Source organism: Methylobacterium brachythecii (assembly GCF_014196345.1).
Classification (GTDB): domain Bacteria; phylum Pseudomonadota; class Alphaproteobacteria; order Rhizobiales; family Beijerinckiaceae; genus Methylobacterium; species Methylobacterium brachythecii.
On record NZ_JACIDN010000007.1, the window covers coordinates 74008 to 88549 of the forward strand.

Sequence of the window (14542 nt, forward strand, 5' to 3'; positions counted from 1 at the left end):
TCAGCTCATCGCCGACTGGATATCAGTCTGCGAGAAATCGTTGCCGACGAAGAGCAGCGGGACATCATGTGCTCGGGCGCAGGCATAGGCAAAACAATCGCCCATGTTGAGCTGAGCGGGATGATCCTGGCCCTTGCCATAACGGCCGTATGCGGCGAACGCCCCGCGGGTTTCCAGATCGGTGATCGCCACGACCACGATGTCAGCCTCATCGAGAAAACGTCGGACGATCGCCTCTGCCCCCGGAACGCCGACATCCCCGATCCGACGCAAGGCCATGACCGCTTCGAGGATCGCGATCCCCGAGGTCGTCCGCGGCGACGTGGCCCCTTCCAAGGCCTTGGCCAGTTCGGCATGACCGGGCTCGTGGGCGATCATCGCAACGATGGCCGAGGCATCGACGAACATTACGGTTCCCCGTTCATCTCGTCGAAAATTGCCTTATCAGCCTGCAGGCCCGTCCGCGGGTAGGCCGCGAACGCTTCTTGCATTGGCTTGAGCCGCTCCTGCAACGAGGGCCGCTTGTCGCGCAGTGTGAGTTCGTTGGTCAGCGCGATGCGGACCGCTTCGGTCTTGCTGACCTTCAGGAGCGATGCCAGCTTGTCGGCGAGTCGGTTCACCTCTTCGCTGCGGATGTTCAGCGGCATCGGAGCCTCCGTGTAGACGCGGTCACGCTAGTGTCTACACACCCTGCGTTCAAGCATACCCGAATCTTCGCGAAAGACCCCGGATGACCCGCCTCGACGAGGCCCGCGCCGCACTTCGAAAAACCTTCGGCTACGACGATTTCCGGCCCGGCCAAGACGAGGTGATCGGCGCCGTCCTCGACGGCTCGGACGTGTTCGCGGTGATGCCGACGGGCTCGGGCAAGTCGATGACCTACCAGTTGCCGGCGCTGGTCGATGACGGGCTCACCGTGGTGATCTCGCCGCTCATCGCGCTGATGCACGACCAGGTGCAGCAGATGGTCGGCTTCGGTGTCGAGGCGGCGACGCTGAACTCGACGATTGCCGAGACCGCGTCGCGCGAGACTTGGCGCAAGATCCGCTCGCGCGATCTGCGCCTGCTCTTCGTCTCGCCCGAGCGACTGTTGATGGATGGCTGCATGGAGGCGCTGCGCAGCGCCGGTGTGCAGCGGCTGGCCGTCGACGAAGCCCACTGCGTCTCCCAATGGGGCCACGACTTCCGGCCGGAATACCGCGAGATCGCCCGTGCTCGCGAGGCGCTCGGCAACGTGCAGACCCTGGCGCTCACGGCAACCGCCGATGCGGCGACGCGCACCGACATCGCCGAGCGGCTGTTCCCGGCCGGACGCGGGGTCAGGACGTTCGTCCATTCCTTCGATCGGCCGAACATCCGGCTGACCTTCGCGGCCAAGGACAATCCGACCCGGCAGTTGGAGCGCTTCCTGCGCAACCGGCGCGCCGAGAGTGGCATCATCTACTGCTCGTCGCGCAAGCGCGTGGAGCAACTCGCCGACACCCTCAAGGCTGACGGCTTCAACGCCCTGCCCTACCATGCCGGGCTCGACCAGGGCACGCGCATGCGGAACCAGGACACCTTCCTGCAGGAGGACGGTGTCGTGATGACCGCGACGGTCGCCTTCGGCATGGGGATCAACAAGCCGGACGTGCGCTTCGTCTGCCACGCGGACATGCCGACCAACGTCGAAGGCTACTATCAGGAGATCGGCCGCGCCGGCCGCGACGGACTGCCGGCCGATACGCTGACGCTCTACGGCCTCGACGACATGTCGCTACGCCGCCGCCAGATCGACGAGAAGGAGGTGCCGGACGAGCGCCGCCGGGTCGAGCGGCGCAAGCTTGAGGCGATGATCTCGCTTTGCGAGGGCGCCGCCTGCCGCCGCCAGTCGCTACTCTCGTATTTCGGCGAGGCCAGCGAGCCCTGCGGTCGTTGCGACCTCTGCCGCGGGGGTGTCTCGCTGATCGATGGCACCGTGGAGGCGCAGAAGCTGCTCTCGGCCATCGTCCGCACCGGGCAGCGCTTTGGCGCCGCCTACGTTTGCGACGTGGTGCACGGCAAGGATTCCGAGCAGGTCCGCCGCAACGGACATGGCCAGCTCAAGACGTTCGGCGTTGGCGCCGACAAGCCCGTGGCCGCATGGCGGGCCATCCTGCGCCAGCTCTTCGCCGCGGGTGCGGTGGCCGAGAATGCTGACGGCTTTGGCGGCCTCACCATGACAGAGAAGGGCGAGGCGATCCTGTTCGGCCGCGAAGCAATCCAGGTCCGGCCCGATCCCGAGCCACGCAAGGCCGAGCCGCGTGGCCGACGCACGGCAGCGCGCGATGACGACGCGCTGCAACTCGGCGAGGCGGACGAAGCGTTGTTCCAGCACCTGCGCGGCCTGCGCGCTTCGATTGCACGCGCCGAGAACGTGGCCGCCTTCATCGTGTTTCCGGACCGCACGCTGATCGAGATGGCCCGCGCCAAGCCAGTCGACCTCTGGGCGCTGCGCAGCGTCCACGGCGTCGGCGAGCGTAAGCGCGAGGCCTATGGCCAGCGCTTCGTCGAGGCCATCGCAGAGTTCCTGGCAGATGACGGTCGGCGCGGCCGGGTCGCAGCGGATTGAGAGCCGCAGCTAGGCCGCCCTCTTGGATCACGCCCAAAACGGCTTAGCTCATTGGTCGCGCAGCCTCACGCGACTTTGCTATTCAAGCGGCCCTTCCGATCCGGCTGATTCCCGCCCTCTCACCGAGTACCGGCATCATTTCCGAAGAGCGCGATACGACGAAGCTGCGCCAGGTTTTCTACCTGCCAGGCTTCGATCCACGCGAGCCCGAGGCCTATTGGGGCCTGCTGCGCCGTGAGGGCCGGCTGACCGCGAGCCGGCGCGGCCTGACGATCGACGTGGGTGAACCGGTCCGGTCCGCCGACGGCTTCAGCCTCGACTGGATGGTCGAAAGCCTCGAGCACGGGGTCGCCACCCGCTCGCGCTACGGCCTGCTGCGCTGGGACGACATCGTGCGTTCGCGCTTTCCGCGCTCGAACCTGAGACGGCTCATCGACATCCCCCGCCTGTGGTGGCGCCTCTGGCGCTGCGGCTACCTCGAAGCCTTCCGCCGAGAGGCCTGGCAATTCTCGGCGGTGATCCTCGTCGTCCACCTGCTCTATGTCGGCCTGGTCATCGCGAGTCTCGGCCTCGCGGCCGCGCTTGTGGCGATGATGCCGCTTGGGGAAGGCTCCGCGTTCCTGCGATGGACGCTGCTGCTGCCGGCCGCCTATGGCATCCTCAGTATCGTCTCGCGGATCACGAAGGGACGGCCCTTCTTCATCACGCATCTCGTCGACGACACCGCCTTCACGCATGAGCACGCGTCGGGCGACGACCACGACATGCGCGCGCGACTCGACGCCTGGGCCGAGCGCATTCATGCCGCTGAATCTGAGGCTGCCGAAATCGTCGTCATCGGGCATTCCTCGTCGAGCTTTCTCGCCCTCGAAGCGCTCGATCGGGTCCTGATGCGCGATCCGAGATTCGGCGAGCGCGGCGTCCCGGTGACGTTGGTGACGCTCGGGAGCGTGATCCCTTGGATCACGCTCGATCCCCTCGCCGAGGGGACACGCGCGTCTCTGCGCCGGCTTGCCGATGCCGAGGCCATCGCGTGGCTCGACCTGCGCGCGCCATGGGACTGGCTCTCGATCCATCTGCGCAGTCCGGTCGCCGCAGTCGATCCGGCCATGGCAAAACCCGACCGGCCGATGATCCGCAGCATCAGCATCGCCGATCTCATCGAGCCGAGCACCGTCGCTACCCTGCGCTGGAATTTCTTCCGCATGCACTTTCAGCTGCTCATGTCGAGCCGCGACCGGACAGCCTTCGACTACATCGCGCTGATCTCGGGAGCCGAGCCGGTCCATCGCGCCGTCGAGGCGATCGAGGATTCGCCGTTCTATGGGGCAACCGCGCCGCCGCCCGCCGCCTGAGTTCCGCGCGGGAAGCAGGGATCGTTGCGGAAAGCCCGACCTGCGGGTTTGCAGTGGAGACGCTGCCGATCTAATCCGTGTCCCAATGCAGGGACGCCCGAGGCCGGCGTCTCCCCATGGCGGCCGAATGCGACGCCAGCCCAGGCGAGAGACCGAATGTTTCGCAACGACGTCCCGATCACGCCGGAGCTCGTGCGTCAGCACGGCCTGACGACCGACGAATACGAGCGCTTTCGCGGCTTGATCGGTCGCGACCCGACGCTGACCGAGCTCGGCATCGTTTCGGCCATGTGGAATGAGCATTGTTCCTACAAGTCGTCCCGCAAGCATCTGCGCGGGCTGCCGACCAAGGCGCCTTGGGTCATCCAGGGTCCGGGTGAGAATGCCGGCGTCATCGACATCGGCGACGGACTGGCCTGCGTCTTCAAGATGGAGAGCCACAACCATCCGAGCTTCATCGAACCCTACCAGGGCGCGGCGACTGGCGTCGGCGGCATTTTGCGGGACGTCTTCACGATGGGCGCGCGGCCGATCGCAGCGCTGAACGCGCTCCGCTTCGGCTCGCCCGATCATCCCCGTACCCGGCACCTTGTTTCGGGCGTCGTCGCGGGCGTCGGTGGTTACGGCAATTCCTTCGGCGTGCCGACGGTGGGCGGCCTCGTCGGCTTCCACAAGCGCTACGACGGCAACATCCTCGTCAACGCCATGGCGGTCGGCCTCGCGAAGACCGATGGCATTTTCTATGCGGCGGCCACCGGCATCGGGAACCCGATCGTCTATCTCGGCTCGAAGACTGGCCGCGACGGCATCCACGGCGCCACCATGGCCTCGGCGGAGTTCGACGAGGAGACCGAGGCCAAGCGCCCGACGGTGCAGGTTGGCGACCCCTTCGCGGAGAAGCTCCTGCTCGAGGCCTGCCTGGAGCTGATGGCCTCCGGCGCCGTCATCGCGATCCAGGACATGGGCGCTGCCGGCCTGACCTGCTCGGCCGTCGAGATGGGCGCTAAGGGCGACCTCGGCGTCGAGCTGAACCTCAACGCCGTGCCGGTGCGCGAAGCCGGCATGACCCCCTACGAGATGATGCTCTCGGAGAGCCAGGAGCGCATGCTCATGGTGCTTAAGCCCGGCATGGAGGCCGAGGCCGAGGCGATCTTCGTGAAGTGGGGTCTCGACTTCGCGGTGATCGGGCACACCACCGACACCCTGCGCTTCGTCATCAAGTGGAACGGCGAGACCGTCGCCGACCTGCCGATCAAGGAGCTCGGCGACGAGGCCCCGCTCTACGACCGGCCGCATATTGCGAACACGCATCAGCCCGTGATCAAGGCCGCGGACGTTGCCGCCCCCATCTCGAACGGCGAGGCCCTGCGCAAGCTCATCGGCTCGCCAGAACTCGCCTCCAAGCGCTGGGTCTACGAGCAATACGACCACTTCATCCTGGGCAACACCGTCCAGAAGCCCGGCGGCGATGCGGCCATCGTGCGCGTCGAGGATGGCCCGAAGGGTCTCGCCATCGCCACCGACGTGACCCCGCGCTATTGCGAGGCGGATCCGGTCGAAGGCGGCCGGCAGGCCGTCGCCGAGGTCTGGCGCAACATCACCGCCGTCGGTGGGAAGCCGCTCGCGATCACCGACAACCTCAATTTCGGCAACCCCGAGAAGCCCGAGGTGATGGGCCAGCTCGTCGGCTGCCTGAAGGGCATCGGCGAGGCCTGCCTCGCCCTCGACTTCCCCGTCGTGTCCGGCAACGTCTCGCTCTACAACGAGACCAACGGCGTCGGCATCCTGCCCACCCCGACCATCGGCGGCGTCGGCGTGCTCGACGACGTGGCCGTGCACGCCAACCTCGCGCTAAAGCGCGACGGCGATGCCTTGATCCTGCTCGGTGAGACGAAGGGCTGGCTCGGTCAGTCCCTCTACCTCTCCGAGATCGCCGGCCGCGAGGAAGGCGCCCCTCCCCCGGTCGATCTGGTGACCGAGCGCAAGATCGGCGACTTCGTGCGCAGCCTGATCCTCGGCCGCATCGCCGACACGGTCCACGACCTCTCCGATGGCGGCCTCGCCGTGGCGCTCACCGAGATGGCGATGGCCGGCGATCGCGGGGCAACGCTCGCCGGAGCCGATGCTGGCCCGGTACCGCATGCCTGGCTCTTCGGCGAGGATCAGGGCCGCTACCTGCTCTCGGTCCGACCGGAAGCGGCCGACGACCTCCTCCACAGCACGCAAGCGCAGGGCATCGCCGCGATCCGCATCGGCACGACGGGCGGAACGAGTTTGACGCTGCCCGACGGCGAGACCATATCCATCGCGGAGCTTCGCGCCGCCAACGAGGGCTGGTTCCCGGCCTACATGGCCAGCCAGCCGGCCGCCCCTGCCGCCTGATCCGATTTCACCGCTGCCCTGGAGAGACCCCGATGCCGATGGATGCGCGCGAGATCGAGACGATGATCCGCGAGGCGCTGCCCGACGCGCATGTGGAGATCAAGGATCTCGCCGGCGACGGCGACCACTACGCCGCTACGGTCATCTCGTCGGCCTTCAAGGGCAAGACGCGGGTCGCGCAGCACCAGATGGTGTACGGCGCACTGCAGGGCCGCATGGGCGGCGTACTTCACGCCCTTGCGCTCACCACGGGCGTACCCCAGGATTAGGTCAGAAACCGAGCTGCACACGAGGATAAGACGATGAGCGACGTCAACACCGCGATCGAGAACGAGATCAAGTCGCAGGACGTGGTCGTGTTCATGAAGGGCACCGCGCAATTCCCGATGTGCGGCTTCTCCGGCCAGGTCGTGCAAATCCTCAACTACCTCGAAGTGCCGTTCAAGAGCGTGAACGTGCTCGACGACATGGCGATCCGCGACGGCATCAAAGCCTATTCCAACTGGCCGACGATCCCGCAGATCTACGTGAAGGGCGAGTTCGTCGGCGGCTGCGACATCGCCCGCGAGATGTTCCAATCCGGCGAGCTGCAGACCTTCCTGTCCGAGAAGGGCATCTCGGTGAAGAACACCGCCGCCGCCTGATCGGAGCGCCGTGGCAAGACCGACAAGGGCGCTTCGGCGCCCTTTTTCGTGCGCGGATTGCGACGGCCACGCAACAAAAACGAATCCTGCTGCGTCCTCCGAGCGAGGGAGGACCGAGCGATGCGCGACGTCATCATAGTGGGCGGAGGCCCGGCCGGACTCAATGCGGCGCTGATCCTCGGGCGCTGCCGGCGCGACGTGCTGCTCTGTGATGCCGGCCGCCCGCGCAACGCGGCGACGCCGCTGACCTGGGGTGTCTTCACCCGTGACGGGACATCGCCCTTTACCCTGCGCGAGCAGGCGCATGCCGATCTCGACCGCTACGGCACGGTCGAGCGCCGCGAGATCGAGGTGGTGGAGGCGCGCTCCGCCGAGGAAGGTTTCGAGATCCGGCTCGCCGATGGCAACCGCGAGACCGCGAGACGGCTGATCCTCGCCACCGGGCTCCGGCAGGATCTGCCGGCGGTCGAGGGCTTCGAGACGTACTGGGGCACCGGCGTCCATTCCTGCCCCTATTGCGACGGCTACGAGACCCGCGATCGGCCCATCATCGCCTATGGAAACGGCCATGGCGGCTGCGGGCTGGCGCTGGAGCTGCTTTGTTGGAGCCGCGACGTCACGCTCTGCACGGACGGCCCCGACGCGTCTCTCGGCAAGAAGGACCGCGACCGGCTCGTCCGCAACGGCATCCGGATCATCGAGACACCGATCGCCCAGCTCTCGGGCAACGGGCGGCAGGCGGAGACGCTGACGTTCCGCGACGGGCGAACGATCCCCTGCACAGGCGTCTTCCTCATGCCGACGGATTGCGAGCCCTCGCATCTCCTCGAGCAGCTCGGCTGCGACATCGGCAAGACCGGCGTGGTGCTGACGAAGAACGATTACGAGAAGACCAACGTGCCCGGCCTGTTCGTGGCCGGGGATGCCTCGCGCCGGGTCCAGTTCGCGATCGTCGCGGCAGCCGAGGGTGCCATGGCGGCATTCGCCATCAACATGGAGCTGATCGCCGAGGATACGGCGTGAGGGCCGGACGGGCGCCTCACACCGCCCGCAGCGGCTTCTCCAGTACGGCGATCACCCTGGCGAGATCGTGGCCTCGCTTCAGCACCAGCCCGCTCGCCGCAATCACGGCATAGGCGCCCTGGCGGCGTGCCAGCTTCGGATCCTTCTCGATCCGATACAGAGGCATCTCGGAGCTTCGCCGGTAGATCGAGAAAACGGCCCTGTCCCTGCGGAAGTCGAGGGCGTAGTCGCGCCACTCGCCTTCGGCCACGCGCCGGCCGTAAAGATTGAAGATGGTTCGAAGCTCCGTGCGGTCGAAGGCGATCTGTGGAGTGGACGCACCGGACGGGAACGGGATGACGCGAGATCTCGGGTCGTCGCCCTGCGTGTCGACGCTGTGCCGCTCGCTCATCGTCTCTCCCGTGCGAGGCCGCCGCGGCGGCCGGACCGGGATGATGGGGCCACCTTTGCCAGCTCGCAAGCCCGTCGGGCGTCGGCAATGAGGCGAAACGTTCGGCCATGGTGTCGCCGTGTTCCCGCCCTCGGAGCGCCTTGCTGAAACGATTGACTGTCACTTGGAACCTCGTCGGCCTCGGGCCCCGAGACGGCCCCACACCCCAGCTCCCCAGCCAGTGGTGGTCGTCGAGGATGATGGCCCGCGTCCGGCACTCCGAGGTTTCGAGACCCAAGGACTTCAGGCGGCCTCTCCGGAGCGCCGCCCCTTTTTTTGTCCGGCGCAGGCCGCGCCGATCCGCTAGACAAGTCCGGTCGGGCATCCCGCCCGTCGGAACAGCAGACCGTGCCGCCCGATTTCGACGCCGCCTTTCGCGATCGTCTCGCCGACCTGTTCGCGTGGCGCCGGGATGTGCGCCGCTTCCGCGACGACCCCGTCGACGAGGGCACGCTCTCGGCTTGCCTCGCCCTGGCAAGCCTCGCACCCTCTGTCGGCAACAGCCAGCCCTGGCGCTTCGTGCGGGTCGCCGATCGGGACCGCCGTTCGGCCGTGATCGAGACCTTCGCCCGCTGCAACGAGGCGGCCTGCGCCTCCTATGCGGATGCGCGCCGCGATCTCTATGCCAGTCTCAAGCTCGAAGGCCTCCGCGAGGCGCCGATCCATCTCGCGGTGTTCTGCGACGAGGCAACGGAGACGGGCCATCGCCTCGGCCGCGAGACCATGCCGGAAATGCTGCGCTACTCGGTGGTGACTGCAGTCCATTCGTTCTGGCTCGCGGCCCGGGCGCATGGCCTCGGTGTCGGCTGGGTCTCCATCCTGGAGCCCGACACGGTGACAAGGCTGCTCGACGTGCCGGCCTCGTGGCGGCTCGTCGCCTATCTCTGCGTCGGCCGTCCGGTGGAAGAACACCGCGACCCCGAACTCGTCCGGCATGGTTGGCAAGAGCGTCTGCCGGCCTCTGCGCGACTGACCGAACGCTGAGTCTTACGAGTCTTCGACTCGTGCTCGACCAGACTCGACTGAGTTCGACTACGGCTCGTTAGCCCTCCAGCTCGAATTACGTAATTCGCCGCCGCGTAACCATGCTGAGTAACAGGAACGACAAGCTTGGCTGCGAATTGTCCCGACGCGTAAGCTCACGCTTGAAGGACGAAATCCGATGTTCGGTACAGGGAGAGTGGCCGTTGGTGTCGCCGCCGCGTTGACGGCCGGTGTGTTCGCAGCGCCCGTCGAGGCGCGCGAGATCGTTCCGTTCAACGAGCCGGGACTTGCCGGCTCGCTCGTCGTGCGCACGTCGGAGCGCCGGCTCTACCTCGTGAACTGGGACGGCACGGCGATCCGCTATCCCGTCGCCGTCGGCAAGCCGGGCAAGCAGTGGGCCGGGCGCACCGAGATCGACGGCAAGTATTTCCAGCCCGATTGGTCGCCGCCCGCCGACGTGAAGCGCGACCATCCGAGCCTGCCGAACCTCATCCGCGGCGGAACGCGCGGCAACCCGATGGGCGTCGCCGCCATGACGCTGCGCGGCGGCGAATACGCGATCCACGGCACGAACCGGCCGAACTCGATCGGCACCTTCGCGTCCTACGGCTGCATCCGCATGTATAACCAGGACATCACCGATTTGTATCAGCGGGTTTCGGTGGGCACGCAGGTCTACGTGACCCGCTGAGCTTCACGACCCCCAGTTTTGCGCCGCGGTTGAGGTCATCACCTCTTCCGTGGCGTTTTCATTTACGAAACGTCGATCGTCGACCATCTGATCATCATTAAACAAATCTTGATTCTATAGACATCGTTTAATCAAAAAAATCTGCGCGACTTTAGCGCTGAGAACAAATTCGTTCGATTTTGCTACCGAGTAAAATAAAAGCAACTAAGTATCAAACTTGATCCAGCACAAACCTCCGATTGCCGTTGTATTCGGAGGGTCGAGTTCGATGTTCGGGAAATTTGTGATGGGCGCGGGCGTGGCTGTCGCGCTTTGGTCAGGGATCGTCGTGGCTGCCCCGGCGCAGGCGCGCGAAGTGGTGCCGTTCACGGGCGGCGGCATGGCCGGCACGCTGGTGGTGCGGACCTCCGAGCGCCGGCTCTACCTTGTCAACGGTGACGGCACGGCGATCCGCTATCCGGTAGCCGTCGGCAAGCCGGGTAAGCAATGGGCCGGGCAGACCATGATCGACGGCAAGTATTACCAGCCCGACTGGTCGCCGCCGGCCGTGGTGAAGCGCGACCATCCGCGTATTCCCAACCTCATCCGCGGCGGAACGGCCGCCAATCCGATGGGCGTCGCCGCCATGACACTGCGCGGTGGCCAATACGCGATCCACGGCACCAACCGGCCGGAATCGATCGGCCACTTCGCCTCCTACGGCTGCATCCGCATGCTGAACCAGGACATCTCGGACCTGTTCGAGCGCGTCTCGGTGGGCACGCAGGTCACCGTGATGCGCTGAAGGAGATTGCCGTCAGAAGTCGACGGCGATGCCTTTGACCTCCCAATCGTCGTAGCGGACCGGTTCGAGTCCGCCGCGACCGCTCGTCTCGCGCTGGGCGGCGATCTCGGCCGCGCGGGCATCGATCGCCGCGCGCCGCTCGGCCGCTTCGGCCAGGGCGCGCTGCGCGGCCGGCGTGAGCGCGCGCGACGCGGTTTGCTCGGCTGGCCTCGCCTGGTCGCCGGTCTCGTCCTGCATCGCGGCCCTCATCGATCCCTTGCATCGCGCGTCTGCGGATGGGAGTGCGTCCGGCAGGACATCGCAGTACAGCCTGAAAGTGGCATTCATGACCCCACGCCGCAACGCGGCTTCGTCGAACGACGCGTCGGACGGCGCGGTTGCCGGGCTCGCGGCCAGGCGGACCGCTCACGAAGCCGTCGCGGCACTTCTCGGCAAAGGACGCGCCTTCGCTCTCGAGGACGCGCTGGCGCAGGCCGGCGGCCGGCTCGACCCGGGTGAGGCGGCGCTGGCGCGCGCCATCGCGACGGCGACCTTCAGGCGCTTCGGATTGCTCCGCACGGTGCTCGCCGAACGCATGAGCCAGGGCTTGCCCGAGGACCAGCCGCGGCTCCTGGCCCTGCTCGCCACCGGCGCCGCACAGATCCTCGACCTCGCTGTAGCCGACCACGCAGCGGTCGACCTCTCCGTGCGGCTTGCCAAGGCCGACCCCGATCTCGGCCATCTGGCCGGTCTCGTGAACGCGGTGCTCCGGCGCGTGACGCGCGAGCGCGACGCAATCCTGGCGGCTGGCGGCGACCCACTCGACGCGAACACGCCGGATTGGCTCGTCGCCCGCTGGCGCGCAGCCTACGGCGAGGACGCCGCCCGCCGGATCGCGGTCGCCCATCTCGAAGGTGCCGCGGTCGACCTCACCATCCGCTCCGATTCTGCCGCTTGGGCCGACCGGCTCGGCGGCATCGCGCTCGGCCTCGGCAGCGTCCGCCTCGCCGACGTGGATGCTCCGATCGCTACGCTCCCTGGATACGAGGAGGGCGCCTGGTGGGTTCAGGATGCCGCCGCCGCCCTCCCCGCTCGTCTGCTCGCCGCCGCACCGGGCGAGCGGGTCGCCGATCTCTGCGCCGCGCCGGGCGGAAAGACCGCTCAGCTCGCAGCGACCGGGGCCACGGTAATCGCAGTCGACCGCTCGGGTGCACGCCTCGAGCGTCTTCGCAAAAACCTCGAACGCCTCGACCTGAGCGCGGAGGTCCGCGTCGCCGATGCCCTCGCGCTCGATGAGGATGCCACGTTCGACGCCGTTTTGCTGGATGCGCCCTGCTCGGCCACCGGCACGATCCGCCGCCATCCCGACGTCGCCTGGACCAAGACCGAGGCCGACATCGCCCGCCTCACCGGCCTTCAGCGCCGCCTCCTGGACAAGGCGGCCGCCCTGGTCAAGCCGGGCGGTCGGCTGGTCTACTGCACCTGCTCGCTGGAACCTGAGGAGGGCGAGGCGCAGGTCGCCGCCTTCCTCGGCCGCCGTCCCGATTTCGAGCGCGTACCGGTGACGGCGGACGAGGTTGCCGGGCAGCTCGAGATCATCGACCTGCAAGGCGACCTGCGGACGCTGCCCTGCCACCTCCCTCTCTCGTCCAGCGGCGAGGCGGTCGGGCGTCGGGGCGGCCTCGACGGGTTCTTCGCGAGCCGCCTCAGGCGAGTCGCCTGATCGCATGGTCGCAGGAGCGCTTCGGCGGGACGACACAGCGTTAGCAGATGGTTAAGAGGCACGCGCTAGTCTGACCGAAGGCCGCGAGGCCGGTCGTCTGCGTCCCGACGGGGCATCCCCGACACACCAACGAGAGGGTACGGCGTGGCGCGCGGCCATGAGCGCTGGGTGTTGTATCGGCTCGCCGTGCGCGAGGCGGTGCGCACGATGCGCAGCGCCGTTGCGCGCATCACGGCACCACCAGACTTGCTCGCGGGCGCCCGCGTCACGGCGCTCGTGATCGCGCCGCACGACCTGCGCACGAGCGACGCGACCTTCGCTGACGACATCTATTCCGGGCTCTTCGTCTTCGCGGGCCGCGCGCTCTCGGTCAGCGGCCGCTCGCCCTTCGACTATGAGCCGCCCTCACCCGAATGGGCCGAGGTGCTCTACGGCTTCGGCTGGCTGCGCCACCTGCGCGCCGCCGACACTGCGCTGGCCCGCGCGAATGCCCGCGCCTTCGTATCCGACTTTCTCGCCAACCGCGGCGATGCGGCATTGGCCCGTCCCGTGCCGATCGCCGCGCGGCGGCTGATCTCGTTCCTGTGCCAGTCGCCGCTGGTACTGGAGGGGGCAGACCACACCTTCTACCAAGCTTTCCTCAAGTCGATCGGGCGCAGCGCGCGCGATCTGGAACGCGCCCTGCGGCGCGGCACCGAACGCCCCTCGCGCCTGTTGGCGGCGGTCGCCCTCTGCTATGCCGGCCTGTGCTGCGAGGGACTCCAACCGATCCTGCGGCGGGCGACGCGGGTGCTGTCGCGGGAGCTCGACCGCCAGATCCTGCCCGATGGCGGACATCGCAGCCGTAACGCCCGCTTCGCCGTCGAACTGCTGCTCGACCTGCTGCCGCTCCGCCAGAGCTTCCTCAGCCGCAGTCTGGAGCCGCCCGAGGCGCTGCTGCGCGCCATCGACCGAATGCTGCCGATGCTGCGCCTGATGCGGCATCCCGATGCTTCGCTCAGCCATTTCAACGGCATGGGCACCACCGAGGCCGACCATCTCACCACGCTGCTCATCTATGACGGCGCCCTGGTCGAGACGATGCGGCATGCGCCCTTCTCTGGCTACGAGCGCTTGGAGGGTGGCCGGGTTGTTCTCGTGGTCGACGTCGGTGCCCCGCCGCGGCAATCCTATTCGAAGTTGGCCTGCGCCGGCTGCCTCTCCTTCGAGCTGTCGAGCGGTCTGCAGCGGCTCGTCGTAAATTGCGGCGCGCCGGCCAGCGGCACCGATCAGCGCAGCATCTCGCGCAGCACGGCGGCCCATTCGACCGCGACCATCGCCGACGCCTCCTCCTGCCGCTTCCTCACCGGCGAGGACGGCTGGTGGGGGCGGCGCCTGATCGGCCGCTGGCTGCTGAGACGGTGGGGGCCGATCATCCTGCGCGGACCGAGCCCCGTGGCGATCGACCGGCGCAACGAGCCTGGCCGCGCCATCCTGGCTGGCCGCCACGACGGATATCAGTACCCGTTCGGCGTGACCCACGAACGGCGCTGGGAGCTCTCCACCGACGGCAACCGGCTCGACGGGGAAGATGCCTTCTTTCGCGAGGGGCGTGGGCGGGGTCGTGCGCGCGACGTCGCCATCCGGTTCCATCTGCATCCGACGGTCAACGTCCAGGGCGGCGATGACGGCCGCCTGGTCCTGATGACGCCGCTCGGTGGAACCTGGACGTTCTCGTCGGAGGGCGCCGAGGTCGCGATCGAGAACAGCGTCTTCTTCGCCGGCGTTGCCGGCCCTCGCCGTTCCAGTCAGATCGTCCTGCACCTGACCGTGACCGAAGGCGCGCATGTGCGCTGGCAGTTCGACCACCAGGAACCGGCTGCGGCTTGATCATCCGCGGCTCCAATCATGCTGCGTCGCACGCGCTGGTTCCGCCGGTGGGTTTCGTGCTACCCGCGCGCATCCCTGATTGACCGAC

At 67.6% G+C, this 14542-nt stretch carries 15 protein-coding genes; 11 read left to right on the forward strand and 4 right to left on the reverse strand.

Going from position 1 to position 14542, the window contains the following annotated elements:
- Both GGR33_RS18520 and GGR33_RS18525 read right to left on the reverse strand, forming a co-directional pair.
- A complete protein-coding gene (locus GGR33_RS18520) occupies positions 1-408 on the reverse strand; it encodes a type II toxin-antitoxin system VapC family toxin (RefSeq protein WP_183507946.1) in 408 nt (135 codons plus the stop codon).
- Positions 408-647, reverse strand: coding sequence for a type II toxin-antitoxin system VapB family antitoxin (locus GGR33_RS18525; protein WP_183507950.1), 240 nt, complete (start codon positions 645-647; stop codon positions 408-410). Before GGR33_RS18525 ends, GGR33_RS18520 begins: the two co-directional genes overlap by 1 nt.
- Before the next feature lie 83 nt (positions 648-730).
- Between GGR33_RS18525 and recQ the strand changes: the two genes are divergently transcribed.
- From recQ to GGR33_RS18555, 6 genes are all read left to right on the forward strand, one after another.
- On the forward strand, positions 731-2590 hold the full coding sequence (recQ, locus tag GGR33_RS18530) for a DNA helicase RecQ (RefSeq protein ID WP_183507952.1): 1860 nt from the start codon (positions 731-733) through the stop codon (positions 2588-2590).
- Between the two features lie 164 nt (positions 2591-2754).
- Positions 2755-3945 carry a hydrolase gene (locus tag GGR33_RS18535; protein WP_183508356.1) on the forward strand — a complete coding sequence of 397 codons (1191 nt, stop codon included), beginning with the start codon at positions 2755-2757 and terminating at the stop codon, positions 3943-3945.
- 156 nt (positions 3946-4101) lie between these two features.
- Positions 4102-6327 carry a phosphoribosylformylglycinamidine synthase subunit PurL gene (gene purL / locus GGR33_RS18540; protein ID WP_183507954.1) on the forward strand — a complete coding sequence of 742 codons (2226 nt, stop codon included), beginning with the start codon at positions 4102-4104 and terminating at the stop codon, positions 6325-6327.
- A 32-nt stretch (positions 6328-6359) separates the two neighbouring features.
- Positions 6360-6596 carry a BolA family protein gene (locus GGR33_RS18545; RefSeq protein WP_183507956.1) on the forward strand — a complete coding sequence of 79 codons (237 nt, stop codon included), beginning with the start codon at positions 6360-6362 and terminating at the stop codon, positions 6594-6596.
- 33 nt (positions 6597-6629) lie between these two features.
- Positions 6630-6971: a Grx4 family monothiol glutaredoxin gene (grxD, locus tag GGR33_RS18550; RefSeq protein ID WP_183507958.1), complete on the forward strand. Its 342-nt coding sequence runs from the start codon at positions 6630-6632 to the stop codon at positions 6969-6971.
- A 120-nt stretch (positions 6972-7091) separates the two neighbouring features.
- Positions 7092-7994: an NAD(P)/FAD-dependent oxidoreductase gene (locus tag GGR33_RS18555; protein ID WP_183507959.1), complete on the forward strand. Its 903-nt coding sequence runs from the start codon at positions 7092-7094 to the stop codon at positions 7992-7994.
- 16 nt (positions 7995-8010) lie between these two features.
- Here GGR33_RS18555 and GGR33_RS18560 read toward each other — a convergent pair whose 3' ends face one another.
- Positions 8011-8385, reverse strand: coding sequence for a DUF2794 domain-containing protein (locus GGR33_RS18560; protein ID WP_183507961.1), 375 nt, complete (start codon positions 8383-8385; stop codon positions 8011-8013).
- 387 nt (positions 8386-8772) lie between these two features.
- Here GGR33_RS18560 and bluB point away from each other — a divergent pair, with 387 nt between their 5' ends.
- From bluB to GGR33_RS18575, 3 genes are all read left to right on the forward strand, one after another.
- Positions 8773-9408, forward strand: a complete 636-nt coding sequence (gene bluB, locus GGR33_RS18565; protein WP_183507963.1) for a 5,6-dimethylbenzimidazole synthase — start codon at positions 8773-8775, stop codon at positions 9406-9408.
- 178 nt (positions 9409-9586) lie between these two features.
- On the forward strand, positions 9587-10099 hold the full coding sequence (locus tag GGR33_RS18570) for a L,D-transpeptidase (protein WP_183507965.1): 513 nt from the start codon (positions 9587-9589) through the stop codon (positions 10097-10099).
- Positions 10100-10367: 268 nt separating this feature from the next.
- The gene (locus GGR33_RS18575; protein ID WP_183507967.1) at positions 10368-10883 is read left to right on the forward strand and encodes a L,D-transpeptidase; all 516 of its coding nucleotides are present in this window, start codon (positions 10368-10370) and stop codon (positions 10881-10883) included.
- A 12-nt stretch (positions 10884-10895) separates the two neighbouring features.
- Here the strand turns inward: GGR33_RS18575 and GGR33_RS18580 are convergent, their stop codons facing one another.
- On the reverse strand, positions 10896-11120 hold the full coding sequence (locus GGR33_RS18580) for a DUF1674 domain-containing protein (protein ID WP_183507969.1): 225 nt from the start codon (positions 11118-11120) through the stop codon (positions 10896-10898).
- Positions 11121-11208: 88 nt separating this feature from the next.
- On the opposite strand from GGR33_RS18580, the gene GGR33_RS18585 reads away from it, so the two are divergent.
- Positions 11209-12585, forward strand: coding sequence for an RsmB/NOP family class I SAM-dependent RNA methyltransferase (locus tag GGR33_RS18585; protein ID WP_183507971.1), 1377 nt, complete (start codon positions 11209-11211; stop codon positions 12583-12585).
- Between the two features lie 144 nt (positions 12586-12729).
- The gene (locus GGR33_RS18590) at positions 12730-14454 is read left to right on the forward strand and encodes a heparinase II/III family protein (protein WP_183507973.1); all 1725 of its coding nucleotides are present in this window, start codon (positions 12730-12732) and stop codon (positions 14452-14454) included.
- Positions 14455-14542 lie beyond the last annotated feature (88 nt).

What these genes read in the sequence shown, in the direction of transcription:
- grxD (WP_183507958.1), top strand. Translation starts at nt 6,630, where the DNA reads ATGAGCGACGTCAACACCGCGATCGAGAACGAGATCAAGTCGCAGGAC.
- GGR33_RS18580 (WP_183507969.1), bottom strand. Translation starts at nt 11,120, where the DNA reads ATGCAGGACGAGACCGGCGACCAGGCGAGGCCAGCCGAGCAAACCGCG.
- GGR33_RS18570 (WP_183507965.1), top strand. Translation starts at nt 9,587, where the DNA reads ATGTTCGGTACAGGGAGAGTGGCCGTTGGTGTCGCCGCCGCGTTGACG.
- GGR33_RS18585 (WP_183507971.1), top strand. Translation starts at nt 11,209, where the DNA reads ATGACCCCACGCCGCAACGCGGCTTCGTCGAACGACGCGTCGGACGGC.
- purL (WP_183507954.1), top strand. Translation starts at nt 4,102, where the DNA reads ATGTTTCGCAACGACGTCCCGATCACGCCGGAGCTCGTGCGTCAGCAC.
- GGR33_RS18555 (WP_183507959.1), top strand. Translation starts at nt 7,092, where the DNA reads ATGCGCGACGTCATCATAGTGGGCGGAGGCCCGGCCGGACTCAATGCG.
- recQ (WP_183507952.1), top strand. Translation starts at nt 731, where the DNA reads ATGACCCGCCTCGACGAGGCCCGCGCCGCACTTCGAAAAACCTTCGGC.
- GGR33_RS18525 (WP_183507950.1), bottom strand. Translation starts at nt 647, where the DNA reads ATGCCGCTGAACATCCGCAGCGAAGAGGTGAACCGACTCGCCGACAAG.
- GGR33_RS18560 (WP_183507961.1), bottom strand. Translation starts at nt 8,385, where the DNA reads ATGAGCGAGCGGCACAGCGTCGACACGCAGGGCGACGACCCGAGATCT.
- GGR33_RS18520 (WP_183507946.1), bottom strand. Translation starts at nt 408, where the DNA reads ATGTTCGTCGATGCCTCGGCCATCGTTGCGATGATCGCCCACGAGCCC.
- GGR33_RS18545 (WP_183507956.1), top strand. Translation starts at nt 6,360, where the DNA reads ATGCCGATGGATGCGCGCGAGATCGAGACGATGATCCGCGAGGCGCTG.
- GGR33_RS18575 (WP_183507967.1), top strand. Translation starts at nt 10,368, where the DNA reads ATGTTCGGGAAATTTGTGATGGGCGCGGGCGTGGCTGTCGCGCTTTGG.